The organism is Streptomyces sp. NPDC059255 (assembly GCF_042752355.1).
Taxonomy (GTDB): Bacteria; Actinomycetota; Actinomycetes; order Streptomycetales; family Streptomycetaceae; genus Streptomyces.
Window position 1 is genome coordinate 685,703 of sequence record NZ_JBHYZP010000001.1, and the last position, 25,011, is coordinate 710,713.

General features: G+C 71.7%; 24 protein-coding genes. 16 read left to right on the forward strand and 8 right to left on the reverse strand.

All coding sequences use genetic code 11. The annotated features are described in order from the left end of the window. Positions 1–77: 77 nt before the first annotated feature. The 7 genes from ACFXKG_RS03010 (at position 78) to ACFXKG_RS03040 (ending at position 6,275) form a co-directional block, all read left to right on the forward strand. Positions 78–689 carry a TetR family transcriptional regulator gene (locus ACFXKG_RS03010; RefSeq protein ID WP_382889866.1) on the forward strand — a complete coding sequence of 204 codons (612 nt, stop codon included), beginning with the start codon at positions 78–80 and terminating at the stop codon, positions 687–689. Between the two features lie 269 nt (positions 690–958). After that, positions 959–1,318, forward strand: coding sequence for a nuclear transport factor 2 family protein (locus ACFXKG_RS03015; RefSeq protein ID WP_384831259.1), 360 nt, complete (start codon positions 959–961; stop codon positions 1,316–1,318). 3 nt (positions 1,319–1,321) lie between these two features. Beyond that, the gene (locus ACFXKG_RS03020) at positions 1,322–2,650 is read left to right on the forward strand and encodes an FAD-binding protein (RefSeq protein WP_384831262.1); all 1,329 of its coding nucleotides are present in this window, start codon (positions 1,322–1,324) and stop codon (positions 2,648–2,650) included. 1 nt (position 2,651) lies between these two features. Beyond that, entirely contained in the window at positions 2,652–3,089 is a 438-nt protein-coding gene (locus ACFXKG_RS03025) for a hypothetical protein (RefSeq protein ID WP_384831266.1), read from the forward strand. A gap of 58 nt (positions 3,090–3,147) precedes the next feature. Continuing rightward, positions 3,148–3,468 carry an EthD family reductase gene (locus ACFXKG_RS03030; protein WP_365809192.1) on the forward strand — a complete coding sequence of 107 codons (321 nt, stop codon included), beginning with the start codon at positions 3,148–3,150 and terminating at the stop codon, positions 3,466–3,468. 108 nt (positions 3,469–3,576) lie between these two features. Beyond that, entirely contained in the window at positions 3,577–5,157 is a 1,581-nt protein-coding gene (locus ACFXKG_RS03035) for a class I adenylate-forming enzyme family protein (protein WP_384831270.1), read from the forward strand. Between the two features lie 77 nt (positions 5,158–5,234). Next, a complete protein-coding gene (locus tag ACFXKG_RS03040) occupies positions 5,235–6,275 on the forward strand; it encodes an MBL fold metallo-hydrolase (protein WP_384831273.1) in 1,041 nt (346 codons plus the stop codon). 54 nt (positions 6,276–6,329) lie between these two features. Here ACFXKG_RS03040 and ACFXKG_RS03045 read toward each other — a convergent pair whose 3' ends face one another. Beyond that, a complete protein-coding gene (locus ACFXKG_RS03045) occupies positions 6,330–7,088 on the reverse strand; it encodes an SDR family NAD(P)-dependent oxidoreductase (protein ID WP_384831276.1) in 759 nt (252 codons plus the stop codon). Between the two features lie 158 nt (positions 7,089–7,246). On the opposite strand from ACFXKG_RS03045, the gene ACFXKG_RS03050 reads away from it, so the two are divergent. The 3 genes from ACFXKG_RS03050 to ACFXKG_RS03060 all read left to right on the forward strand — a co-directional run bounded on the left by ACFXKG_RS03050 (position 7,247) and on the right by ACFXKG_RS03060 (position 9,127). Continuing rightward, a complete protein-coding gene (locus ACFXKG_RS03050; protein WP_384831279.1) occupies positions 7,247–7,891 on the forward strand; it encodes a TetR/AcrR family transcriptional regulator in 645 nt (214 codons plus the stop codon). 230 nt (positions 7,892–8,121) lie between these two features. Next, positions 8,122–8,805, forward strand: a complete 684-nt coding sequence (locus tag ACFXKG_RS03055) for an AzlC family ABC transporter permease (RefSeq protein ID WP_384831798.1) — start codon at positions 8,122–8,124, stop codon at positions 8,803–8,805. Next, the gene (locus tag ACFXKG_RS03060) at positions 8,798–9,127 is read left to right on the forward strand and encodes a branched-chain amino acid transporter permease (protein WP_384831282.1); all 330 of its coding nucleotides are present in this window, start codon (positions 8,798–8,800) and stop codon (positions 9,125–9,127) included. The genes ACFXKG_RS03055 and ACFXKG_RS03060 overlap by 8 nt, the downstream gene beginning before the upstream one ends. 44 nt (positions 9,128–9,171) lie before the next feature. On the opposite strand, the gene ACFXKG_RS03065 is transcribed toward ACFXKG_RS03060, so the two are convergent. Together ACFXKG_RS03065 and ACFXKG_RS03070 are read right to left on the reverse strand one after the other, a co-directional pair. Continuing rightward, the gene (locus tag ACFXKG_RS03065; RefSeq protein ID WP_384831285.1) at positions 9,172–10,557 is read right to left on the reverse strand and encodes a cryptochrome/photolyase family protein; all 1,386 of its coding nucleotides are present in this window, start codon (positions 10,555–10,557) and stop codon (positions 9,172–9,174) included. 83 nt (positions 10,558–10,640) lie between these two features. After that, positions 10,641–12,194 carry an SDR family oxidoreductase gene (locus tag ACFXKG_RS03070; RefSeq protein ID WP_384831801.1) on the reverse strand — a complete coding sequence of 518 codons (1,554 nt, stop codon included), beginning with the start codon at positions 12,192–12,194 and terminating at the stop codon, positions 10,641–10,643. A gap of 324 nt (positions 12,195–12,518) precedes the next feature. On the opposite strand from ACFXKG_RS03070, the gene ACFXKG_RS03075 reads away from it, so the two are divergent. The 6 genes from ACFXKG_RS03075 to ACFXKG_RS03100 all read left to right on the forward strand — a co-directional run bounded on the left by ACFXKG_RS03075 (position 12,519) and on the right by ACFXKG_RS03100 (position 19,123). Next, a complete protein-coding gene (locus tag ACFXKG_RS03075) occupies positions 12,519–13,580 on the forward strand; it encodes an extracellular solute-binding protein (RefSeq protein WP_384831288.1) in 1,062 nt (353 codons plus the stop codon). Between the two features lie 90 nt (positions 13,581–13,670). Beyond that, a complete protein-coding gene (locus tag ACFXKG_RS03080) occupies positions 13,671–14,696 on the forward strand; it encodes an ABC transporter ATP-binding protein (RefSeq protein WP_384831290.1) in 1,026 nt (341 codons plus the stop codon). Continuing rightward, complete coding sequence (locus tag ACFXKG_RS03085) at positions 14,696–16,477, forward strand: ABC transporter permease (RefSeq protein ID WP_384831293.1); 1,782 nt, start codon at positions 14,696–14,698, stop codon at positions 16,475–16,477. Before ACFXKG_RS03080 ends, ACFXKG_RS03085 begins: the two co-directional genes overlap by 1 nt. 12 nt (positions 16,478–16,489) lie before the next feature. Continuing rightward, on the forward strand, positions 16,490–17,395 hold the full coding sequence (locus ACFXKG_RS03090) for a glycerophosphodiester phosphodiesterase family protein (RefSeq protein ID WP_384831296.1): 906 nt from the start codon (positions 16,490–16,492) through the stop codon (positions 17,393–17,395). Between the two features lie 4 nt (positions 17,396–17,399). Then, positions 17,400–18,488 carry a LacI family DNA-binding transcriptional regulator gene (locus tag ACFXKG_RS03095; protein ID WP_384831299.1) on the forward strand — a complete coding sequence of 363 codons (1,089 nt, stop codon included), beginning with the start codon at positions 17,400–17,402 and terminating at the stop codon, positions 18,486–18,488. 488 nt (positions 18,489–18,976) lie between these two features. Further along, positions 18,977–19,123 carry a hypothetical protein gene (locus ACFXKG_RS03100; RefSeq protein WP_384831302.1) on the forward strand — a complete coding sequence of 49 codons (147 nt, stop codon included), beginning with the start codon at positions 18,977–18,979 and terminating at the stop codon, positions 19,121–19,123. A 33-nt stretch (positions 19,124–19,156) separates the two neighbouring features. Here the strand turns inward: ACFXKG_RS03100 and ACFXKG_RS03105 are convergent, their stop codons facing one another. The 5 genes from ACFXKG_RS03105 to hypF are packed head-to-tail and all read right to left on the reverse strand — an operon-like array spanning position 19,157 to position 25,010. Further along, entirely contained in the window at positions 19,157–19,876 is a 720-nt protein-coding gene (locus ACFXKG_RS03105; RefSeq protein ID WP_384831305.1) for a DUF6390 family protein, read from the reverse strand. After that, positions 19,877–20,977 (reverse strand): hydrogenase expression/formation protein HypE, encoded by a 1,101-nt coding sequence (hypE, locus tag ACFXKG_RS03110; RefSeq protein WP_384831307.1) that lies wholly within the window; start codon positions 20,975–20,977, stop codon positions 19,877–19,879. Continuing rightward, the gene (gene hypD, locus ACFXKG_RS03115; protein ID WP_384831310.1) at positions 20,974–22,077 is read right to left on the reverse strand and encodes a hydrogenase formation protein HypD; all 1,104 of its coding nucleotides are present in this window, start codon (positions 22,075–22,077) and stop codon (positions 20,974–20,976) included. Before hypD ends, hypE begins: the two co-directional genes overlap by 4 nt. Then, positions 22,074–22,370 carry a HypC/HybG/HupF family hydrogenase formation chaperone gene (locus ACFXKG_RS03120; protein WP_384831313.1) on the reverse strand — a complete coding sequence of 99 codons (297 nt, stop codon included), beginning with the start codon at positions 22,368–22,370 and terminating at the stop codon, positions 22,074–22,076. The genes hypD and ACFXKG_RS03120 overlap by 4 nt, the downstream gene beginning before the upstream one ends. A gap of 48 nt (positions 22,371–22,418) precedes the next feature. Then, positions 22,419–25,010: a carbamoyltransferase HypF gene (gene hypF / locus ACFXKG_RS03125; protein WP_384831316.1), complete on the reverse strand. Its 2,592-nt coding sequence runs from the start codon at positions 25,008–25,010 to the stop codon at positions 22,419–22,421. Between the last annotated feature and the right edge of the window lies 1 nt (position 25,011).

Below are 25,011 nucleotides of genomic sequence, written 5' to 3' on the forward strand. Positions count from 1 at the left end.
CAACTGAGTTCAACTTGGGGCTACTCTCGGGTACTGACACGGTGGGTGACGGTCTGGAGAGGGAGACGATGGCCAGGATGGTTGAACCGGAGGCGGGACCGCGATCCAAGCGCGCGGCCATTCTCACCGCCGCCGTCGACTGCTTCGGCGAGTCCGGCTTCGAGGCCACGAAGTGGTCGACCGTCGCCGAGCGCGTCGGCATCGGACAGACCGCGCTCTACCACTACTTCGAGTCCAAGACCCACTGCCTGCTCACCATCATGCGGCTCGAACTCCAGCGCTCCCACGACCGGTTCACCGAGGCCACCGAGGACATCGCGGACCCGGTCGAGGCGCTGCGGGCCGCGGTCCGCGCGGCGTACGACGTCTCCGCGCACGAGGTGCTGCAGATGCGGATCCTGCAGAGCCACATGGACCTGCTCTCCGGTGCGCGCGGCTCCAAGCGCGAGGAGGCGGAGCGGGTCGCGGCCCGCCAACTGGTCCAGGTCGTCGAGCGGGACTGGACGAACCTGCTGGTTCGGGGGATGTCCCAGGGCGTCTTCCCGCTGCGGGACGCGCAGTTGCTGGGCGCGGGGGTGCTCGGCCTGATCGTCAGCGTCTGGCGGTGGTACCGGCCGTCGGGGCCGACGCCGCTCTCGGAGATCAGTGAGCTGATCGAGGGCTCCTGCGTGCGCATGGTCGCCACCTGAGCGCCACCTGAGCGATCCGCTCCCCGGGCGACCTGCCTCTTGGGCAACCGCCACCGGCCCGCCGGCCGAGTTCCGTCGGCGGGCCGCGCTCTTTCCCGCCCCGCCCCGGACCGTTCGGATCGAGTCCGGCACCGGCCATTGCCAGGTGTGTTTCGGCGGGATTAAAATCCACTTACCGAATTGAACTTAACTCAGTTTGAGTGGGAGGTACCGGATCCCCCTCGGCGCCGGCTCCCCCGGGCAGGCGGACGACAGCTGAAAGGATATTCATGGCCCCCGTGCTGCGCGCGTATCTGGCCCGTATGGACAGCGAACACCCCGAGCAGGCGCTCGACCTCCTCGTGCCGGACTTCCAGTTCCTCATCGCCCTGCCGGGGCGTGAGGCCCGAGGCACATCCAGGGACGACTTCGCCGCCTACATAGCGGGCCGCGCCGCCGTCGACCGGGTGCACGAGGTCCTCCGCGCCACCGCCGACGGCGATCTGGAGACCGTGTACGGCGTCGTGACCGAGTCGGGGAGGACCGTCGGGTCCTTCCTCTCCGCCGCCGCCGTCACGCCGGACGGACACCTGGCCCGCTACCAGTCGTTCTTCACCACCACCTTCGACCTCGTCGACCGGCCGGCGTAGCCGATGGCGAGGGAACTGCGCGCGGACCTCGTCGTACTCGGCGCCGGGCTGGCGGGTCTCTCCGCCGCGGCCACGGCCGCCGCCGCGGGGGCCACGGCCGTCGTACTGGAGCCCGCCGTGACCGTCGGGGGATCGGCGGCGATCTCCGGCGGTTACGTCTGGGCCGTCGAGAGCGCCGAGCGGCTGCGTGAGGAGGACCCCGGCCGCTTCCAGCGCCACGGCCGCCTCGTGGTCGACGGCTACCGCGACGCCATCGACTGGCTCACCGGGTACACACCACCCCTGACCGGCGAGGAGCGGGCACTGGCCGGGCGTGGTCACAAGTTCGACATGCCGGTCGTGATCGCCCATCTGGTACGGGAGGTCATGGCGGGCGGCGGCCGTGTCGTCGCCGAAGCGCGGACCGAGGACGTGACGCGCACCGGCCACGGCTATCTGACCGTCGCGTCCACCCCGGACGGCGTTCTGCGGATCACCAGCCCCTCGGTGGTGCTGGCCACCGGCGGACGGCAGGCCGATCCGGCGGTACGGGCCTCCCTCGTCGGCGGGGGCTTCGTGCCGCCGCTGCGGGGCAACACGTATTCGCGGGGCACCGGAGTGGCCCTCGCCGAGCGGCTCGGTGGGTCCGCCAACACCGCCAACACCGGCTTCTACGGTCACCTCTTCGCCTCCGGCGTCCAGACGCTCTCCCCGGTCGACCACATCACCTTCGCCCTCTACCACAGCGGACTCGGCGTCCTCTTCGACCCACGGGGACACCGGTTCACCGATGAACGGCGCGGAGACCACAACAACGCCATGGCACTGGCCGCGCACGGTGGCCGGGGCCTGCTGCTGTGGTCGGAGGAGGTGCAGCGGGACGCCGCTCAGGCGCCGTTCGTACCGGGCACCCCACGGCTGGACCGCTGGGCCTTCACCCGGGACCGCGGCGGCCGGACCACCGTCGCGGAGGACCTCACCACACTCCTTCCCGTACTGCGGGAATGGGGACACACTGAGCCCGTGCTCGACGACGAGGCGCGGGCCCGGCTCGGCGACGGACGGGTCTTCGCCGCGGATGTCGTCCCCGCGATCACCTTCACCTTCGGTGGCGTCGAGGTGGACGAGGAGGGCACCGTCGTGGACGCCTCGGGCCGGCCGCTGCCGGGTCTGTACGCGGCGGGCGCCGACATGTCCGACGTCTACCACGAGGGATACGGCGGCGGGCTGTGCCAGGCGGTCGTCTCCGGCCGCCGCGCGGGCCTGCTGGCCGCGGCCCGCGCCCGGGGGCGCCCGGCGGCCAAGGGCGCGGCCGGGCAGACACCGTCCGACCCCCGGCCAATTGGAGGCTGAGATGACCGACACACCCACCGACACACCCACCGGCACATCCACCGGCACACCCGCGGACGCGCCCACTGACACGACCTCCGCGGCGCCCTTCCTCACCGCGTGGTTCGAGATCCTGGACAGCGACGAGCCCGCCAGGATCCTCGACCTGATCAGCGACGACTTCGCCCTCTCCATCCTGTTCTCCACGGGCGGCGGCAGCGCCACCGACTTCGCTGGGGACCGCGCCGCGCTCGTCGGCTACCTGGAGCAGCGGGAGAAGGGCACCCGTACCCACCACCGGCTCTCCGCGACCACCCTCGGCCAGGACGAACTCTTCCTCGGTGAGGTGCGGCGCGCCGGTGTCCCGGAGGCCAGCTTCGTCGCGGCCGGCCGGGTGAACGGCGAGGGCAGGCTCCAGCGGCTGCTGATCGGCCGGTCGTCCGAGATCCGCTTCCCCTGAACGCCTGAACGCCTGAACGCCCGGACACCTGGGCACCTGAACCCGTAGGAGAACCGTCATGTACAACCTCGTCCTGCTGGCAGCCCGGCCCCCCGAGTGGACGCACCAGCGGTTCATCGACTGGTGGCGGGGCGACCACGCGGAGCTGACCCGCCTCCTGCCCGGACTGCGCGCCTGGCGGCACACCGAGATCGACACGGCCCTGGAGACGCGCTCCGAGGGGTGGGACGGACTGTCCGTCCTCAGCTTCGACTCCCCGGAGGACCTGCGGAAGGCGCTCGCGAGTCCGGAGTGGGAGCGGGCCGTCGCGCAGGTCGGGGACATGAAGGGCCGGCGCATCGCGGTGATGGGTCCCGAGGCGGAGCTGTTCACCGGCTGAGACCGCCGCACCCGACGGCGGTACGGCACAACGCGCCACAACGCAGCACAACACAGCACAGCACAGCATTCAGTCCGGAGTTCGGCACAGCGTAGCGAGGAAGCCGGGATGCGACAGGTAGTGCGGGAGTTCCAACTCAGAGCCGAGCAGGCGGACTTCGTCGCCGTGGTCGACGACGCGGGAGAGCATGGCGCGCGCGGACTGCTCGCCGAGGCGGCCCGGCTGGCCGAAGCCCTGTCACCCGGTGGGGCGGACGGGACGGAGGCGGCGGGCGCCACGGTCATGGTGCAGGCCGACAACTCCTGGCGTACCGTCGCCGCCACCCTCGCCGTGGGCCGGAACGGGGGCGTCCTCGCGGTCGTCAACCGGCACACCACTCGCGCCGAGTTCGCCGCGGCCTGGGAGGACATCCGCCCGGACGTGGTCGTCGCCGAGCCCTCGGCGATGGACGAATGGGCGGTGCCCGAGCTGCTGCCGGGCCGGGCGGAGACCGTGCTCGACGGCTGGGCCTGCCGGTCCGCGCCGGGGCCGCGTGATGTCACGCGCTGGTCGGGCGGTGTCCTGATCGGGCTCACCTCCGGCTCGACCGGAAGGCCGAAGGGCGTCGTCCAGTCCGAGGAGGCCCTGCGGTACGCGGGCGCGCACACGATCGCGATCAACGGCCTCGCCCAGGGCGACGCGGTGGCCGCGATCGTGCCGCTGTCCTCGACGGCGGCGTACTGCTTCGGCGTACACCTGGCCCTGCAACTGGGCGGTCCGCTCGTCCTGACGGCGAAGTGGGATCGGGCCGTCGCACTGCGGCGCCTGGCCGACCACCAGGTCCGCTGGACCATGTGCGTCCCGACCATGGCGCTCCAGATGGGTGCCGAGGCGGCCGGTTCGGGGATCCTCGGGGGAGTCAGGGCGATCACGGTCGGCGGCGGCCCCATGGACCGGGGCGCCCTCGCCCGCGCCGAACGCTCCCTCGGTACGAAGATCCTCCGCGTCTTCGGCATGTCGGAGTGTCTCGGCCACACCTCGCCGAGCCCGGACGACCCCGAGGACATCCGGCTCGGAAGGGACGGCCGCCCCTTCCCCGGTACGGACCTGCGCGCGTTCACGGCCGGGGGAGAGCGGGCGCGACCGGGGGAATCCGGCCGGGCGCAGGTGCGCGGCCCCTCGCTCTTCCTCGGCTACGCCCGCGCAGGCCGGGTCGAACCGCCGTCCCTCACCGCGGACGGTTACTTCCCCACCGGCGATCTGCTGATGCCCCATGAGGACGGCACGATCAGCATCATGGGCCGCGAGAAGGACGTCATCATCCGCGGCGGCCGCAACATCGACATCACCGAGATAGAGCGCGCGGTCGCGGCCCACCCCCGCGTGTCGAGGGTCTGCGTCACACCGGTCCCCGACGAAGTGCTCGGTGAGCGGGTCGCGTTGCTCGTCGTCACCGAGGACGGCGGCTCCATCGCGCTGGCGGAGGTGACCGGACACCTCGACAGTGTCGGACTCTCCAAGACGAAATGGCCCGAATTCGTCTACGGGATAGAGGAGTTGCCCCAGACGAAGGTCGGCAAGCTGGACCGGGCAGGGGCCCGGGCACTCGTCCGGCGGCTGCGTGCCGACCCCACCGACCCCACCGACACCACCGACCCCACCGACACCGCCGCCCCCACCGGCACCCACGGCCCCGACGGCACCGCCTGAACCGACGCCACACCGGCGTGCCGGGCCGCCGCGTACCCGCGCGGCCCGGCACGCGGCGTCACGGAGTGAGGAGAGACATGACGGAGCGGTTCGACCAGGGGCCCTGGGCCCAGGCCGGCGTCCAGACCGTACAGCCCGGGGTGCACCGTGTGCCCCTGCCGCTGCCCAACGACGGGCTGCACGCCGTCAACGTCTACCTGCTGGAGGACCCGGGCGACGACGGCGGCCTCGTCATGATCGACGGCGGCTGGGCGATCCCCGAGGCGCGCAAGGCACTCGAACAGGCCATGGCGGCCATCGGCCATGACCTCGGAGACATCAGCCACATCCTCGTCACCCACATCCACCGCGACCACTACACCCACGCGGTGGAACTGCGCCGGCTGCTGGGCTCACGCGTCTACCTGGGCGCGGGCGAACGGCCGGGCCTGGAGATGCTCGGCCGGCTGCGCAGCGACCGGCCCGAGGGCTCCCTGGCGACGCTGCGCCGGGCCGGGGCGGCCGAACTGGCCGATCTGGTGGGGGCGATGGACCACGGTGGCTACGACCCGAGCGTATGGGAACTCCCGGACCGCTGGCTCGGTACGGGGACCCTCCGGCTCGGCGGCCGCGAACTGCGCGTCGTACCCACACCCGGACACACCAAGGGACATGTGGTCTACCTGGACGAGCGGCGGGGGCTGCTGTTCGCGGGGGACCACGTCCTGCCGCACATCACCCCGTCCATCGGCTTCGAACTGGCCGAACCGGGCGGCCGGCCGCTCGCCGACTACCTCGACTCGCTGCGGCTGATGACCCGGTACGCGGACACCCGGCTGCTGCCCGCCCACGGGCCGGTCTCGGACAGCACCCACATCCGGGTCGCCGAACTGCTCACCCATCACGACGACCGGCTGGCCAAGAGCCTGTCGGCGCTCGACGACGGCACCCTCGACGCCCACGCGGTGGCGCGCCGGCTCGGCTGGACGCGCCGGCAGCTGCCGTTCGCCGAGCTGAGCGCCTTCAACCAGATGCTCGCGGTCAACGAGACGGCGGCGCATCTGGACGTTCTCGTGCTGCGTGGCCGGGCCACGGTGGCACACGCCGACGGGGTCGACCGGTACACACGCGTACGGTGACCCGGCGCGGCGCCCGGCACATCGCGCCCGCCGGGCACACCGCGCCCGCCCGGGTCAGCGTGCCGTCCATCCCCCGTCCACGTACAGCTCCGAGCCGGTGACGAAGCTCGCGTCCGGCGAGGCGAGGAACGCCACGGCCCCCGCGACCTCGTCGGGGGTGCCGAGCCGCCCCAGCGGTGTGCCCTCGACCATCGCGGCGTGCCGGGGCGTACCCCGCCACAGTTCGCGCGAGCGGGGCGTCTCGATGAAGCCGGGGTGGAGCGAGTTGACCCGGACGCCCCGGGTGCCCCAGTGCAGCGCGGCGTTCTTGGTCATCAGCCGTACCGCGCCCTTCGCGGCGTGGTACGAGAACTGGCTGCCGAAGCCGCCGACCGTACCGAAGATCGACGCGACATTGACGATCGAGCCGCCGCCGGACCGTTCGATCGCGGGCCCGCCGTGTTTCATGCCGAGCCAGACGCCCGTCTGGGTGACGGCGATGACCTTGTCCCAGGACTCCTGGGTCTCGCTCTCCACGGTCCGCATCGCCGCGATGCCCGCGTTGTTGACGAGCGTCGTCAGGCCGCCCAGCTCGGCGACCACCCGCTCGACCGTGCCGCGCCACGCCTCCTCGTCGCTGACGTCCAGCGCGAGACCGAGCGCGCTCGCGCCGCCGGACGTCAGCTCCTGCGCCAGTTCCTCGCAGCGGCCGGCGTCCACGTCGGTCACCACCACCGCGGCTCCCTCATCGGCCAGCCGGCGCACCACGGCGTCCCCGATGCCGCCGGTCGCACCGGTGACCAGGGCGACCTGCCCGGACAGACGATTGCGCATGGGCTCTCCTTCTGATGCTGGGACACTCGTTCCGCCACACGCGGCTACTGGACATTAGCCATCTCAGAGCCGAAGGGGCGTGGTGTCAAGACCTCTGCCTATAATCAGCGCTGTCAGGAGAGAACACCGGCTAACCACTCTTAGCTTCGGGGGTCCGTGTGAGGGCGATCCAGGACGGCTCCTACGAGCGTCCGCACCGGCCCGCGGAGTCCGGCGGCGGGCCTCCGGCCGACCGGCGGACGGCGATCGGGCAGGCGGCCCTGCGGCTGTTCGCCGCCCAGGGGTACCGGGCCACCACCATGGTCGAGATCGGCGCCGCCGTCGGCGTGCGCGGCCCGAGCCTCTACAAGCACGTGGCGTCCAAGTACGAACTACTGGCAGAGATCATGACCGGCACGATGGAGCGGCTGATCGCGGACCACACCGCGGCCGTGGCCGGCGCCGACTCCGCACGGGAGGCGCTGCGCCGCGCCGTGGAGGCACACATCCGCTACCACGCCCGGCACCGCCTGGAGGCGTTCGTCGGCAACCGGGAGATCGGCAGCCTGGAACCGCCGGACCAGGAACGGCTGCTCGGTCGGCGCAGCGACTACGAGCGCGGCTTCCGTGAGCTGATCGAACGGGGCGCCGCCGAGGGCGCCTTCGAGGTGCGGTCCGCCAGGATCGCCTCGTACTCGATCCTCGACATGGGGATCGGTGTGGCCGGCTGGTTCCGCGAGGACGGCGAGTTCTCCGTCGACGACCTCGCCTACCAGTACGGCGACATCGCGCTGCGGATCGCCGGCGCGCGGCCCGAGGTCTGACAGGCCGCCCCGGCGGGGCTGAAACAAAATGCCACCAAGGAAGGGATCCGCCTGCATTTAATTGCTCAAGGGCGAGTTACCGAGTCATTATTGGCAACCATATTTGGTCAACTCTGTCATAATATTTCCGTATGGGAATATCTCCACCCGCCGTAGGCGACCCGTCCCGGCCCGCCGCCGTGCACCCGGACCCAGCCCCGGATCTCGCCCCTGGCCACGCCCCGAGCCCGATGCCTCCGGCGCTCGCCGCGTTCCGGGACTCCGCCACCGTGGGCCTGGCCATGGTGCCGCTCGGTCTCGCCTTCGGAGCCGTCATCACCCAGTCCGGCCTGGCCTGGTGGTGGGCGAGCGCGTTCGCGGCTCTCATCTACGCCGGCTCGTTCGAATTCCTGCTCGTCGGCCTGGCCGCCGCCGTCGCACCGCTGGGGACGGTCGCCCTGACCGCGTTCCTGGTCAACGTCCGGCACGTGTTCTACACGCTGTCCTTCCCCCTGCACCGCGTGAACGGGCGCCTCGCCAAGGCCTACAGCACCTTCGCCCTGACCGACGAGGCGTACGCGCTCACCACCAACGAGCGGGCCCGCTCCTGGCCGGGCCGCCGCATCCTGTGGCTCCAGGCGTACATGCACCTGTACTGGGCCGCCGGCGCCACCGCCGGCGGGCTGCTCGGCTCGCTCATCCCCACGAGCGTCACCGGCCTGGACTTCGCGCTCACCGCCCTGTTCACCGTGCTGGCCCTCGACGCGATCCGCGAGCGCCGCGACGACCTGCCCACCCCCGTCCTGGCCCTGCTCAGCGCGCTCGCCGCCCGCCTGCTCCTGCCCGGGCAGATGATGCCGGCCGCCTGCGTCCTGTTCACCGCCGCCCTGCTGACCCGTCACCTCCTCACCCGTACGAGGACCCGCCGTGCCTGACACCCCGTACCTGATCGCCGCGGTCGCGGTCTCCGCCGCCGTCACCTGGGCCCTGCGCGCCCTGCCCTTCGCGGCGCTGGCCCCGCTGCGCGCCAGTGGCACCGTGCGGTACCTCAGCACCCGTATGCCGGCCGGCATCATGGTGATCCTGCTCGTCTACTGCCTGCGCGACCTCCCCCTGACCGAGCCGCGGGCCATCGCCCCGTCGGCGGCGCTGGCCGTCACGGTCGGCCTGCACCTGTGGCGGCGCAACGCCGTGCTGAGCATCGTCGGCGGCACCGCCGTCCACGTGGTCCTGGCCAGCACCCTCTTCGCGCACTGACCGGACCGCGCCCGGCCGGTGCGGCCCCGGTCCGGTGGAGGAGGTCAGTCCAGGCCGCGGGCCCGCCTGAACCTGGCCAGCCCCTCCGACAGCTCCACCAACGGCTCCGGGTAGTCGGACCGCGCCGGCTCCGGCCCCCGCGCCCGCCGCTTCCACGGCTCGTGGACCGCGCCGCCCTCGATGTCCCGCAACTCGGGCACCCAGCGGCGTACATAGGTGCCGTCCGGGTCGTACCGCTTCCCCTGGGTCACCGGGTTCAGCACGCGGTTGGGCCGGCTGTCCGTGCCGGTCCCCGCCATCCACTGCCAGTTGAGCTGGTTGTTCGCGATGTCGCCGTCCACCAGCAGATCCAGGAAGTGGCGGGCGCCGACACGCCAGTCCACGTACAGCGTCTTCACGAGGAAGCTCGCGGTGAGCAGCCGGCCCCGGTTGTGCATCCAGCCCTCGTGCCGCAACTGCCGCATCGCCGCGTCGACCACCGGATAGCCCGTACGTCCCGCCTTCCACGCCTCGATCTCCTCGGCCGCCGCCTTCCCGGTGCGCCAGCGGTCGTGCCGGGCGCGGTAGTCGGCGTGGGCGGCCGACGGGCGGGCCGCCAGCACCTGATGGTGGAAGTCCCGCCAGCAGAGCTGCCGTACGAAGGCCTCCGCGCCCGGGCCGCCCGCCGTCCTGGCCCGCCGGATCAGCTCGGCGGGGGAGAGGGTGCCGAAGTGCAGATGGGGCGAGAGACGCGAGGTGGCGTCGCCCGCCAGATCGTCATGGAGCTCCGCGTACGAGGCCAGCCCCGTGCGGCGCCAGGCCGTGAGGCACCGCCGTGCCGCCCGCTCGCCGCCCTCGGCGAGCCCTTCCGAGAGACCGCTGACATCGGCCCGGGACGGCAGCGCGTCCGATCCCACCTCCCGCGGTACGGGCACGGAGCGCGGCGCGTCGAGGGTGTCCCGGATCCGCTCCGTGGACCACCGCCGGAAGTACGGGGTGAACACCGCGAAGTGGTCCGCCCGGGAACCCGTCGGCGTCACCGCGCCCGGCGCCACCGCGGTCACCACGGCGTCGTGCACATGGAGCGCGCGCCCCTGGGACTCCAGGGCCGCGCGCAGCCGCGTCTCGCGACGCATGGCATAACCGGTCACACCCCCGGCGAGGTATACGTCCCGCGCCCCCGTCGCGGCGGCGACCCGGCAGACCTCCTCGGCCACCTCGCCCGACCTGATCACCAGCCGGCCGCCGCGCTCCCGGAGACCCGCGTCCAGATCCCGGAGGCAGTCGTGGAGGAACGCCCGGCGGTTGGGCGCGGCGAAGCCCGCGTCCTCGACACCCTTGTCCCGTACGAAGAGCGGGACCACCTCGTCGGCCGCCGCGAGGGCCGCGCGCAGCGACGGGTTGTCACGCAGCCGCAGATCGGACGTGAAGAGGACGACGGCGACACTCATCTTGCTGCTCCTGTTCCAGGGGCCGGACGGACCCGGGTGCCTTCCGCCCGCCCCGGTGTCCACCGGACGTGCCGGTACAACGGTCAGCGGGACGTCACGGACACGGCACGGGCGGGTTCCGTCTCCTGGTCCGCCGCGCGGGCGATGTTGCGGGCCATCCCGCCGAAGACCACCGCGTGGAACGGGGAGACCGCCCACCAGTAGGCGTGGCCCAGCAGCCCGTGCGGGTGGAACAGAGCCCGCTGGCGGTAGTGGGAGCCGCCTCCCTCCCGCTCCTGCGCGTACATCTCCAGCCACGCCAGCCCCGGCAGCCGCATCTCGGCGCGGAGCCTCAGCAGCCGCCCGGGTTCGATCTCCTCGACCCGCCAGAAGTCCAGCGAGTCCCCGACGCGCAGCCGCTCGGCGTCGCGGCGGCCCCGGCGCAGCCCCACCCCGCCGATCAGCCGGTCCAGCCGGCCCCGGACGGCCCAGGCGAGGGGGAACGAGTACCAGCCGTGATCACCTCCTATGCCCTCGACGACCCGCCACAGGGCCCCCGGAGAGGCGGCCACGTCCCGTTCCCGCACATCGGTGTAGAGGCTGCCGCCGGCCCAGTCGGGGTCGGTCGGCAGCGGATCGCTGGGTACGCCGGGCACCGACGCCGAAGACCACCGCGTGGTGACCCGCGCCTCGCGCACCCGCCGCAGCGCCAGCGTGAGCGCCTGGTCGAAGGTGAACGGCCGGCCCGGCAGGTCGGGGACGTACCGCCGGATGTCGTGCTCCCGGCAGACGACCTCGTACCGCAGCGACTCCGCGAGCGGCCGGGCGATCGATCGCGGAACGGGGGTGACGAGGCCGATCCAGTGACTCGACAGCCGGGGCGTCAGCACCGGGACCGGCACGATCAGCCGGTGCGGGAGCCCGGCGACCCGCGCGTAACGCTGCATCATCTCGCGGTAGGTGATGATGTCCGGGCCGCCGATGTCGAAGGTGCGGTTCACGTCCCCGGGCATCCGCGCGCTGCCCACCAGACAGCGCAGCACGTCGCGGACGGCGATCGGCTGGATCCTCGTCGACACCCAGCTCGGCGTGACCATCACCGGAAGCCGCTCGGTGAGATAGCGCAGCATCTCGAAGGAGGCCGAGCCCGAACCGATGATGACCGCCGCACGCAGCGCGGCCGTCGGTACGCCCGAGCCGAGGAGGATCCGGCCCACCTCCGCGCGGGACCGCAGATGCGGCGAGAGCTGTTCCGCGGGGACGTCGTCCGGGGTCAGACCGCCCAGATAGACGATGCGCCGGACGCCCGCGGCGCGGGCCCGCTCGCCGAAGATCCGGGCCGCCGCCCGGTCCGTCTTCTCGAAGTCCGGCCCGCCCGCCAGCCCGTGGACCAGGTAGTAGGCGACGTCGATCCCCTCCATCGCCGCGCCGACCGAGTCCGCGTCGGTGACGTCCCCCTTGACGGTCTCCACCTGATCCGCCCACGGATGGTCCCGCAGCTTCCCCGGGGTACGGGCCAGACAGCGCACCGAGTGCCCCGCCGCCAGCAACTCGGGGACGAGCCGCCCCCCGATGTACCCCGTCGCCCCCGTCACCAGACAGCGCAGCCCGGGCCCGGCCTCCGCCTCCTCCGGCTCTCCGGCCACTCCCGCCTCCATGGCGCCTCCGTATCGGCTCGCACGCATACTCCCACCGTGTACGCACCGGGCTCATTCCGCTTCCGGACACGCGCGGGACGGGAGCCGTCCGCGTGGAGGTTTCCTTCCCGCCGGTCGCGGCGGTACGGGCGGCACTCTTCGGTGTCCGGCTGCCCACGGTTCACCTTCCGGACCGCCGAACGTCGATGAACGCGCGTTCAATCCGAATGAACGCGCGTTCATGGCGGCCCGAGTCTCCCGGGGCCAGGAGCCGAATACGCGGTCGCCACCACGACAAGGGGTCCCGGCGCGCTACGCCGACAGGGCCGGAACGGAAGACAACCGATGCGTAGAATCCTCACGGCCGCCATGGCCGCGCTCGCCACCGCCCTGATCGCCGGTGGATGCTCCTCCCCGATGTCCTCCGGCGGGTCCGGCGGCTCGGAGAGCCTCGTCGTCTACAGCAACTCCGTCTCCGACGGGCGGGGCGACTGGCTCAAGGCCGAGGCGAAGAAGGCGGGCTTCGATGTCCAGCTCGTCGATCTCGGCGGCGCCGATGTGCGCAACCGACTGGTCGCGGAGAAGAACAACCCGGTGGCGGACGTCACGTTCGGCCTCAACAACGTCTACTTCGAGAAGCTGAAGGAGGCGCGGGTCCTCGACGGCTACACGCCCTCGTGGTCCGGCCAGGTCGACGCCTCGCTCGGGGACGCGACCGGGAAGCAGTTCTGGCCCATCGTCCGCGAGCCGGTCATGCTCGTCTACAACACGTCCGCCTACCCGGACAGGAACCAGGCCCCCGCCGACTGGCCGGACCTGTGGACCGAGGAGCGGTTCAGGAAGAAGTACGAGGTCCCCGCCGATCTCGGCGGCGGTACGACCCAGATGGTGCTCGCGGGCATCCTCAGCCGCTACCGCGACGACCAGGGCGAACTCGGTGTCGGCCGGGCCGGCTGGGACGCGGTGAAGAAGTACTTCGCGAGCGGGACGCCCGCGGTGACCGGCACCGACCTGTACGCGCGGATGGCCGCGGGCAAGGTCGGGGCGGGCCAGATGTGGCTGTCCGGCAAGGCCACCCGGGAACAGCAGTACAAGATCCGGACCGAGGCCGTACACCCCGAGGGCGGCGTCCCGATGGTCGTCCAGCAGGTCGGCCTCGTGAAGGGGACGAAGAAGGCCGCCACCGCGAAGAAGTTCATCGACTGGTTCGGCGGCGCCGACGTCCAGGCCGCCTGGTCGCGGAAGTTCTTCACCGCCCCGACCGACAGGGCGGCACTGGCCAAGGCGAGCCCCGAGGCGGTCAAGGAGACGGACTCCTTCACCGCGCAGGACATCGACTGGTCCTTCGTGGCCCGCCACCTCGACCAGTGGATCGAGAAGATCGAACTCGAGTACCTCGCCAAGTGATCTGCTCCCGGCCGCGCCATCCACCCCGCCCGCACCATCCGCCCGACGCGCCCCACGGCGCCGCCCACCCCCGCACAACCGAGGAACGACATGATCACCTTTGACGGCGTCACGGTGAGGTTCCAGGACTTCGAGGCGCTTCCCTCCTTCTCCCTGCGGGTCGAGGAGGGGGAGTTCTTCACCCTGCTGGGACCTTCCGGCTGCGGCAAGACCACCGCGCTCCGCGCCCTCGCCGGCTTCGTCGGCCTCACCGCCGGAGACATCGCCGTCGCCGGCCGGAAGATCACCCACCTTCCCAGCGGCAGGCGCGAGGTGGGCATGGTCTTCCAGAACTACGCCCTGTTTCCCGGCATGAGCGTGCGCGAGAACATCGCGTTCGGCATGCGGGTACGCAAATGTCCCGCCGAGGAGGTGAACCGCCGCGTCGGCGAGATCGCGGAACAGGTCGACCTCTCGCCGGAACAGCTCGCCAAGGGCGTCGCCGAACTCTCCGGCGGCCAGCAGCAGCGTGTCGCCATAGCGCGCGCTCTGGTCATGCGCCCCAAAGTCCTGCTGCTCGACGAGCCGCTGTCGAACCTCGACGCGAAGCTCCGCCGGCAACTGCGCGGCCAGCTCAAGGAGTTGCAGACCCAGTTCGGCATCACCACCCTCTACGTCACGCACGACCAGGAGGAGGCACTGTCGATGAGTGACCGCATCGCGGTGCTCAACCGGGGGCGTATCGAGCAGGTGGGGACGCCCGAGGAGGTCTACGACCGCTCCGCGAGCGAGTTCGTCTGCACCTTCATCGGCGAGGTGAACAAGCTCAGCCCACACCTCGTGGGAGCGCTGGCCGCACACGGTGAGCGCGGACTCGACCCGGCCAGGCCCTCCTACGCCCGCATCGAGAAGATCAGCCTCCTGGCGGACGGCCGGCCGGCGACCGGTCTTCCCGTCCGGGCCACCGTCACCTCGCGCACCTACCACGGACTGCACAGCGTGTACCGCCTGCGCACCGAGCACGACAGCCTGCGCATCGTACGGAAGGAGGGCGACGGGCCACGGCTGCGGACCGGGCAGGAGGTCGTGGCCGACATCGACCCCGCGTCCGTCCTGCAGTACCCCGGAGCCGCGTGATGAGCGCCTCCGCGCGGACCATGTTCCGGTCCCCCCTGGTCATCGTCGCCGGCGTGGCGCTGCTGTGGTTCGTCGTCGCGTTCCTGGTCTACCCGAACGCCGTCACACTGCAGCAGATCTTCTTCCCCCACGGCTCGCCGAGCACCCGCGCCTTCGAGAAGCTCTGGAGTTCACAGCGCGCGCTCGACTCCCTGCGTAACAGCTTTCTGCTGGCCGCCGTCCTGTCGGTCACGGTGAACGTCGTCGGCGTCTTCATCGTGCTCGTCACACGCTACTTCACCATCCGCGGCGCCCGCTTCCTGTGGCTCGGATACGCCACGACACTGGTCTACGGCGGTGTGGTCGCGGTCTCGGGCTACGCCTTCGTCTACGGCGAGAACGGATTTGTCACCCGGCTGCTGACCTCACTCCTCCCGGGGACGGACCCGGCGTGGTTCTCGGGGATGCTCGCGGTCGTGGTCGTGATGACCCTGACCGGCACCGGCCATCATCTGCTCTTCCTCTCCTCCGCCGTCGCCCGGATCGACCACCAGACCATCGAGGCCGCACGCCAGTTGGGCGCGTCCCCCTGGCGGATCCTCCGGCGGATCGTGCTGCCCGTACTCAGGCCCACGCTGTTCGCCGTCACCGTCCTGACCTTCCTCGGCGGGCTCGGAGCCTTCGCGGCGCCGCAGGTTCTCGGCGGACGGGAGTTCCAGACGATCACTCCCATGATTCTCACCTTCTCGGGGATCCCCACGTCGCGCGACCTCGCGGCCACCCTCGCCCTGATCCTCGGCGCGGCCTCCCTGCTGCTGCTCGGCATCCTCAACCGCCTCCAGGCGGGAGGGACATACTTCTCGGTCTCGAAGGTTCCCGCCGTTCTCGAGAAGCAGCGCATCGACCATCCCGTGGCGAACGCGGTGGTCCACCTGCTCGCCTACGCGCTCTTCCTCGTCTATCTGATCCCGCCGCTGCTCATCGTGGTCTTCTCGTTCACCGACGCGGCGACGATCTCGTCCGGCCGGCTGGGCGCGGGCGGTTTCACGCTCGCCAACTACCGACGGGTGCTGACGGACGCGACGGCCTCCTGGCCGTTCGTGGTCAGCGTCGGATACGCGGCGGTCACGGCGGCCGTCGTCATCGTCGCGATGCTGTTCGTCGCCCGGATCCTCCACAGGTTCGTCAACGCCGTGACGATCACCGTCGAATACCTGCTGCACATCCCGTGGGTGCTGCCCGGCACCCTCATGGCGCTCGGGCTGGTCATCACGTACTCCGTACCGCAGGCCCTCACCGGCGGCGTCGTCCTCTCCGGCACGGTCGCCCTGCTGGCGATCGCCTACATCACGGCCAAGATCCCGTTCACCCTGCGCCTGCTCAAGGCGGCCTACGCGGGCATCCCCGACTCCCTCGAAGAAGCGGCGACCGTTCTCGGCGCGAGCACGTTCCACACGTACCGGCGGGTGCTGCTGCCCCTGGTGCTCCCGGCGGCGGCAGCCGTCACGGCGCTCAACTTCAACAGCCTGCTCGACGAGTACGACACGGCGGTGTTCCTCGCCCACCCGCTCTACCAGCCCCTCGGCATCGCGATCCAGAACGCCACCCGGAACCAGGGGAACAGCGACGCCACGGCGCTGACCTTCGTCTACACCGTGCTGCTCATGGTCATCTCCACCCTGGCCATCTGGTTCGTGTACGGCCGCCGAGGCGGGGCCGGTCCCGGCCGGTCCCCGCGCCGTGAGCGGCGCCGGCCGAAGACACCGGCCGCGCCGGGACCCCACGGCACACCCATCGCCTGACGGAAGGAAACCATGTTCGGGCAAGCGCGGTACCAGGACATCAACTCCCTTGTGAACACGGAGCTCGCGCAGCGCGCCCCGCTGGTCGCCGTGCACCGCGGCACCGGTCTCGGTGACGTGCCGGAGAACACCGACAGAGCCGTACAGGCCGCTCTGGCGCAAGGTGCCGACATGGTCGAGATCGACCTTGTCGAGTCGGCCGACGGGGAGTTCTTCCTCTTCCACGACGGCTGCGAGCGCCAGGCGTTCGACCGTGACCTCGACCTTCGCGCCCTGTCGGCCGACGAGATACGCGCCCTGAGATACCGGTGGACCGGACACGATATCCCCGTGACCGGACTCGACACGGTTCTCGAACGCTTCCGCGGCGATGTGCTGTTCAACGTGGACCGGTCGTGGTGGTACTGGGACGACCTGCTGCCCTTCCTCGACCGCTACGACGTCGCGCCCCAGTTGGTCCTCAAGAGCCCGGTCGACGAGATCTGGCTCGACAAACTGCGCCGGCACCCGGTCAAGTACCCCTTCATCCCGATGGTGCGCTCCCTCGCCGACATCGAGGCGGTACGCGGTGATCCGGACATCAACCTGATCGGGGCCGAACTCCTCGCCGTGGGGCACGACGACGAACTGTCCGCGCCCGAGGTCGTCGCGCGGATGCACGAGGCCGGGCTGGCCTGCCTGCTCAACGCCATCAACCTCACCAACGGCATCCCCCTCTTCGCCGGCCACGACGACAACACCTCCCTCTTCGGCGACCCCGCCGAGGGATGGGGGCGGCTCATGGAACACGGCGCCGACATCATCCAGACCGACTGGCCGGGACCGCTGTGCCAGTACCGGCAGGAGCTCCGGGGCATCCCGCCCCGACGCCACCGTCCCCGGTACGAACCGGCCCCCGGCCCGCGGTGGGTAGGGTGACCTGGTGCGATCGAACGAAGGTGCCGAAAGCCCCCCGGACCCGTCCTCCACCGCGTCACCGCTGAACGTCACGATGGCGGCGGTCGCCACGGCGGCAGGCGTGTCGCGGGCCACCGCGTCGCGTGTCTTCTACGGGTCGACGCCCGTGTCCCCGCGGACCAGGGACGCGGTCTACGCCGCGGCGGAGCGGCTCGGATACGTCCCGAACGTGATGGCGCGCTCGCTCGCCGCCCGCGGTTCCGACATCCTCGGCCTGCTGCTGCGGGACCCCACCAACCCCGCGTACGGCCTGCTCTTCAGCGAGTTGCAGACCCACATCAGCCGGGCCGGCCTCCAGATGGTGACGGTCGCCCCGTCACGGACCGAGGGAGCCCACTTCGAACGGCAGGCGCTCAACCGCCTCCTCGGACTGCGGGTCGGCGGGATGTTCGTGGCGACCGGCGTCATCCGCGCCGAGATGCTGGTGCCGTTCCTCGACAGGGTGCCGGTCGTCCTCATCGGCCGGCCGGCCTCGCACCCCGGGATATACAGCGTGTCCTACGACGAGGAGAACAACGCGGCGCAACTCGCGGACGCCGTCGCGGAGTACGGACACCGGGCCGTGGCCGTGGTGACACCAGGGACCGACAACTCGGTGGCGGAGTACCGGCGTGGCACCACGATGGCCCGCCGGCTGCGGAGCCACGGCATCCGCGTGCACGAGATCCCCGCCCCCACCTTCGGACTCAGGGACGAAGGCGCGCGGGAGATCATCGCCCTGCGGCGCGCGGGCCGGATCACCGCCGCCATGTTCCCCTCGGACTTGCGGCTGCTCGCCTTCCTGCCCCACGCGCAGGCGGCCGGCGTGCGCGTGCCGGACGACTTGTCCCTCACGGGGTGCGACGGAATCATGCCGGGCAACGACCTCCTCGGCTTCACCACCCTGCGCATCCCCGTGGAGCGGGCGGCCGAACGTGCCGTGACCGTCATGAAGTCCATGCTGGACAACCCGGGCCGGACGGAGATCACCCACGAACTGCTGCCCGGCACACTGGTGCCCGGACGCACCCTGATCCGGCCCGATCCGAACGAAAAGACCCGGAGCGGCTCGTGAAACGGCGCACCGGGGGCGTGTTCCTGCCTGACGTCGGAGGCGTTCAGGCAGGCCATGTGGCCTCCCGCGGCACACCCGCCTCGGAGAGGCGCATCCCGGGGATCCGAGTAGGCTGGTGATGAAGCCGCCCTGAATGGTGTATATCGCACCCAAAGCGCGCGGCCGGTACATCAGTTGGCCGCGCAGCCCGACGAAGAAGCACAAGCATCCAGCGCGGACCTGTTCCGGTCCGTCGCGCGAGCGTCCGGTGCCGATCTGGACGACTACCGGGCACGGGCGTCGGAACACAGGGCACGTCAGGTGCAGAAGCTCGAAGAGGCCGCTGAAGGGCATGCCCGGATCGACCGGCACCTGCGCCCCCTAACCGCCACATACTCGGCGAACGTGTGGAGGCGCAGAACCTGATATTCCTCGAAAGCGGAGGACTGGGCGGAAGCCGTATGCGGCCGGTCAACCTCCCCGGGTTCCAGCCCATGCCGTCGCTCACCATGAGCTCCCCCTTCCCGGGACAGAGCATCTGGGCGGAGGTGGAGCTGCGCTTCGACATCCAGGTGGAGGGCAACAGCCTGCTGTGGATCGACCCGGGCGATTGTCTGGTACGGGCCTTCCAGTGGTCGCTCGTCGGCAACGCCTGAACTCCCGTGAGGGCGCTGGGGCCGACGGGGGCGTCACCGGCCGGGAGACAGCCCCAGCGCCGTCAACTGGCGGGCCTCCGTCGACTCGACGCGCGCCGCCTGCGCCGGTGTGAGGACGTCGCACACCCAGTCCCAGTGCAGCGCCACCACATCGCCCGGGGTGAGCCCCGCGATCAGGGACCGTCCGCCCGTCGACCAGCGGACGGACTCCCGGCGGGGCGGTCCCGGGGCCAGGGCGGTGCCCGTCCAACACAGCGGGCGGGACTCCACCGTGGCGGACTCGCCGTGTACCGCGTGGACCACGCCCGTACGGATACGGCACCGGTCGAGGACGGAGAGCGCGGTCGGCCGGGCCGGCCCGCGCAGCAGGCCGGCCCACGGGTACACGTCGAAGACCTGGAAGGTGTGGTGGGCGAGGGCGCGGTCCGCCGCGTCACGCCACGTGCCGCCCCACTGGCCGTCGAAACGGTCCCGCAGCCGCGCCAGCAGGACCGCCGGGGTGGTCCGGTCCAGCAGCTCGTTGCCGATCCAGTACGCCTCGACCACCCGCTCGTCGAGCGGGTCGGCGAGACCGGCCGTCTCGGCGAGCAGTTCGAGATAGCACCAGGCGCCCTCGAAGCGGCGGGCATGACGCTCGATGCCCGCCGTCTCCTCGGTACGGAGCAGAGCCCCGGCGTCCGCGGGGCCGCAGTAGCCCAGCTCGTTCGGCGGATAGGCGTACCGGGCGAAGAGCAGCGCGCCCCGCTCACTCATTCAGCAGATCCTCGGCAGCTGTTCACCGATCGGCAGCCCGATCACCCGTGAGCCGCCGAGCCCCGTCCTGGCCACCACCATCCCCGGATGGTCAGGCACGCAGGTACCGATCCGGCGCGCCCCACGGCCCAGCGGATGCGCCGTCAGGGCCGCGAGGACCCGGTCGGCGCTGTCGGCCGGGACGATCGCGAGCAGCTTGCCCTCGTTCGCCACCTGGAGCGGGTCGAGCCCCAGCAGACTGCACGCGTCCCGCACCGGTTCCGGTACGGGCAAATCCCGTTCGACCAGTTCCACACCGACCCCGGAGGCGGTGGCGATCTCGTTGAGGGAGGCCGCGACACCACCGCGAGTGGGGTCGCGCAGTACGTGCATCTCCGCGCCGGTGGCGATCATCGCGGCCACCAGGCCGTGCAGCGCCGCGGTGTCGCTCTCGACGGCGGTGCCGAACTCCAGACCCTCCCGGCAGCTCATCACCGCCACGCCGTGGACCCCGATGTCGCCGCTGATCAGCACGGCGTCACCGGGCGCGGCGCGGCGCGGGCCGATGTCGACGCCGTCCGGGATCACCCCGATCCCCGAGGTGTTGACGTAGACGCCGTCCCCGCTGCCGCTGTCGACGACCTTGGTGTCGCCGGTGACCAGCCGGACGCCCGCCGCCCGCGCCGCCTCGCCCATGTCCCGGGCGATCCGGCCGACATCGGTGAGCGCCGTCCCCTCCTGGAGGATGAACGCGCTGGACAGGAAGAGCGGTACGGCGCCCGACATCGCCAGGTCGTTGACGGTTCCGTTCACCGCGAGGTCGCCGATGGAGCCGCCGGGGAAGAACATCGGCCGTACCACGTACGAGTCGGTGGAGAAGGCGAGCCGCGTCCCGTCCCCGACGGTGAGCACGGCGGAGTCGCCCAGCTCGGACGCCGCCGCCGAACCGTACGCCGGGAGGAACAGGTGCTCGACCAGCTCGGCCGACATCGCGCCGCCGCCGCCGTGCCCCATCACCACCGTCGGCGTCTCCCGCAGGGGGACCGGGCAGACCCAGCTCTCGAAGTCCGGCCCCGCGGCCTCGGCGGCGGGGGCGGGTACCTGACGCGTCGTCTCAGTCACTTCGCATCGACCAGTTCCAGTCGGCGGTACGTGTAGTACGCGGCGCACGCGCCCTCGGAGGACACCATCGTCGCGCCCAGCGGATTTCTCGGGGTGCACTCCCTGCCGAACGCCGGGCACTCGTGCGGCTTGATCAGCCCCTGGAGCACCTCGCCCGACCGGCACAGCGCGGACTCCGCCGTACGGATGGCCGCCACGTCGAACCGCGTCTCCGCGTCGAACTCCCGGTACTTCTCGGCGAGCCGCCAGCCACTGGCGGGGATCGGCCCGATACCGCGCCAGGTCCGGTCGGTGACCTCGAAGACATCCCGCAGCATCTCCATGGCGGGCAGGTTCCCCTCGGCGCGCACGGCACGGGGATAGGCGTTCTCCACCTCGTGCCGTCCCTCCGCGATCTGGCGGACCGTCCTGCGGATGCCCTCCAGGATGTCGAGCGGCTCGAATCCGGTGACGACGATGGGGACCCGGTACTTCTCCGCCAGCGCCGGGTACTCCGACGTCCCCATCACACTGCACACGTGCCCGGCGGCCAGGAACGCCTGCACCCGGCAGGTGGGGGACTCCATGATGGCCGCGATCGCCGGCGGCACGAGGACATGCGAGACGAGCAGGGAGAAGTTGCGCACGCCCAGCCGGCGGGCCTGGTGGACGGTCATGGCGTTGGCGGGGGCCGTCGTCTCGAAGCCGATGCCGAAGAAGACGACCTCCCGGTCGGGGTTCTCGCGCGCCAGTTTCAGCGCGTCGAGCGGTGAGTAGACGACGCGTACGTCACCGCCCGCGCTCTTCACGGAGAACAGGTCCTGGCCGCTGCCCGGCACCCGCAGCATGTCGCCGAAGGAGCAGAAGATGACCTCGGGCCGGGCGGCGATCGCCAGCGCCCGGTCGATGACCTCCAGCGGGGTCACGCAGACGGGACAGCCGGGGCCGTGGATCATCTCGATGTGGTCGGGGAGCAGTTGGTCGATGCCGTGCCGGATGATCGAGTGGGTCTGGCCGCCGCAGACCTCCATCATCGCCACCGGGCCCGTGGTGGTCGCGTGGATCTGGTCGAGCAGCCGCCGTGCCAGCTGGGGGTCGCTGAATTCGTCCAGGTACTTCACCGGTCGGTTCCTTCCACCGAGTTCCGTGCTCCGGCGGCCGGTTCGAGGCCGTCACCGAACTCCTCCTCCAGGAGCCCGAGCCGCTCGAAGTTGGCCAGGGTCTGCCGCGCCGACGTCTCGTCGAGCCGCTGGATCGCGAAGCCGACATGGACGACGACGTATTCACCGACCGCCGCGTCGGGGACGTACTGGAGGCAGACCTCCTTGCGTACGCCGCCGAAGTCGACCTCCGCCATCACGGCGCCGTCGACCTCCGCGGTGCGCAGGACACGTCCCGGAACTGCCAGACACATGGTGCCTTCCTTCTCTGCGGGGCATCGGGTGGGTTTCGGGCGCCGGAGTCAGCCGCCGGACGCCGCGATCAGCAGCTGACCGAAGGCGAGCCCGCCGTCGTTGGGCGGCAGCAGACGGGGCCGGAGCACGGTGAAGTCCCTTGATTCCAGGGCGTGTTGCGTGGCCTCCAGGAGGACGGCGTTCTGGAAGACACCGCCGCCCAGCGCCACCACCCCGAGCCCGGTCCGCTCCCGGCACCCCTCGGCGAGATCGGCGGTGAGGCGGGCGACGCAGGTGTGGAAGCGCGCGGCGATCAACTCCCGTGCCACACCAGCCCGTACGTCCGAGACCACCGCGCGGATCACCGGAGCGGGGTCGGCCACGACCGGGTCACCGGGGCCGGGCGCCGGCCGGACGGCGAAGGCATACGCGCTCCCCGGCGGGTCGTGCGGCTCCTGCGGCGCCGCGCGGGCCAGCCCCTCCAGCTCGATCGCCGCCTCCGCCTCGTACGCCACCTCGTGCCGTACGCCCGCCAGCGACGCCACCGCGTCGAAGAGCCGGCCCATGCTCGACGTCGGTACACACCCGAAGTCTGTCGCGAACTGGTGTGCCAGCACCCGCCGTTCGGCGGCCGGGCAGGCCGCCACCGAGGGCAGCTCCCGGTCCCACGGGACACCGGCGGCCCGCAGATGGGCGAGCGCCATCCGGTAGGGCCGCAGCACGCTCGCGTCGCCGCCGGCCAGCGGCACGTACGCGAGCTGCGCGGCCCGCTGGTACGACTTGTAGCCGGCGATCAGCACCTCACCGCCCCACACCGCGCCGTCGGCGCCGAGGCCGGTGCCGTCGAAGGCGAAGCCGATGACACTCTCGCCTTCGCCGAGGCCGTGCTCGCCCATCACGGACGCGATGTGCGCGTGGTGGTGCTGCACGGTGCGTACGGCCCGGCCCCGGGCGTGCGCCCGGGCCCAGGCTCCGGAGCGGTAGCCGGGGTGGCGGTCGGCCACGAGCTGTTCCGGCTCGACACCGGTCAGCAGCGCCAGCTGGTCCGCCGTACGGGTCAGTGCCTGCACCGTGGCGAGGTCGTCCAAGTCCCCGACGTGCTGGCTGACCCAGGCATAGCCGCCCTCGCCCAGCGCGCAGGTGTTCTTCAGGTCGGCGCCCGCCGCGAGCAGCGGCGGGACCTCGAAGGGCAGCGCGAGGGGAAGCGGCGCGTACCCGCGCGATCGGCGCAGGGGCAGCTCGGCGCCGGCGACGAACCGGCTGACCGAGTCGTCGCACGGCACCTGGATCGCCCGGTCGTGCCGCAGCCAGGCATCGGCCAGCGGAGCGAGTTCGGCCAGCGCCCTCGCGTCATCGGTGACGATCCGCTCGCCGGAACGGTTCCCGGAGGTCATCACGAGCGCGTCGGGGCCGGGTTCGTCGCCGTCGAGGCCGAACAGCAGCACGTGCAGCGGGGTGTACGGGAGCATCAGGCCGAGATCCGGGCTGCCCGGTGCCACGGCCTCCGCAATGCCCCCGGCGGCGCCGGACGACGCCCGGCGGGGCAGCAGCACGATCGGCTTCCGCGCGCCGCTGAGCAGCGCCTGCCCGCCCTCGGTCAGGGTGACCATTTCCCCGGCGACACCGAGGTCCCTGACCATGACGGCGAAGGGTTTGCCTCCCCGGTGCTTGCGGTGGCGCAGCCGCGCGACCGCGGCCTCGTCACGGGCGTCGCACGCGAGGTGGTAGCCGCCCAGCCCCTTGACCGCGACGATCCCGCCCCCGGCGAGCAGCCGCCGTGCGGCGCGCAGCGCCTGTTCGCCGTGGAGCGGGGTCCCGCCGTCCGGGGTGACCAGTTCGAGACGCGGGCCGCAGGCGTGGCAGGCGATCGGCTGGGCGTGGAAGCGGCGGTCGCGCGGATCGCCGTACTCCGTGCGGCACTCCTCGCACATCGCGAACGCCGCCATGGTCGTTGCCGCCCGGTCGTACGGGAGGCCGGTGACGATGGTGAACCGCGGCCCGCAGTGGGTGCAGGTGATGAAAGGGTGGCGGTGGCGGCGGTTCCCCGGGTCGCGCAGTTCGGCCAGGCAGTCCGCGCAGACCGCGATGTCGGGGGAGACCAGGGTACGGGCCCGGTCGGCCGTGCTGGAGTCCTCGATGGTGAACTCGGCGCCGCCCGCGAGCGGCAGGTCCGTCTCCGTCACCGACTCGACGACCGCGAGCGGGGGCGGCCGGTCCCGGAGCAGGCGGCCGAACTCCGCCACCGCCCCGGGGTCCCCCTCCACCTCGGCGACCACCCCGGTGCCGGTGTTGGACACCGAGCCGACGAGGGACAGCTCCGCGGCGGTGACATACACGAAGGGGCGGAAGCCCACGCCCTGGACGACCCCGCGCACCTCGAACCGGCTGCGGACCCGGGGCTGCCGGGGCTCCGGATCCCCCCGCTCACGGGGGCCGCCGCCCATCAACTCCAGCCCCGACAGCGCGTGCGCCGCCTTCGCCTCGTCGATGATCTCCAGGGCGAACCCCATGTGCAGCAGCACCCAGTCACCGGTGGCCGGGGGAGTGTCGAGCATGCCGATGTTGACGCGGCGCCGGGCGCCCTCCACATCGACGAGGGCGAGCTGGCCCGCGTATCCCTCGACGCTCTCCACGACGCGGCCGGGAATGCCGAGACACATG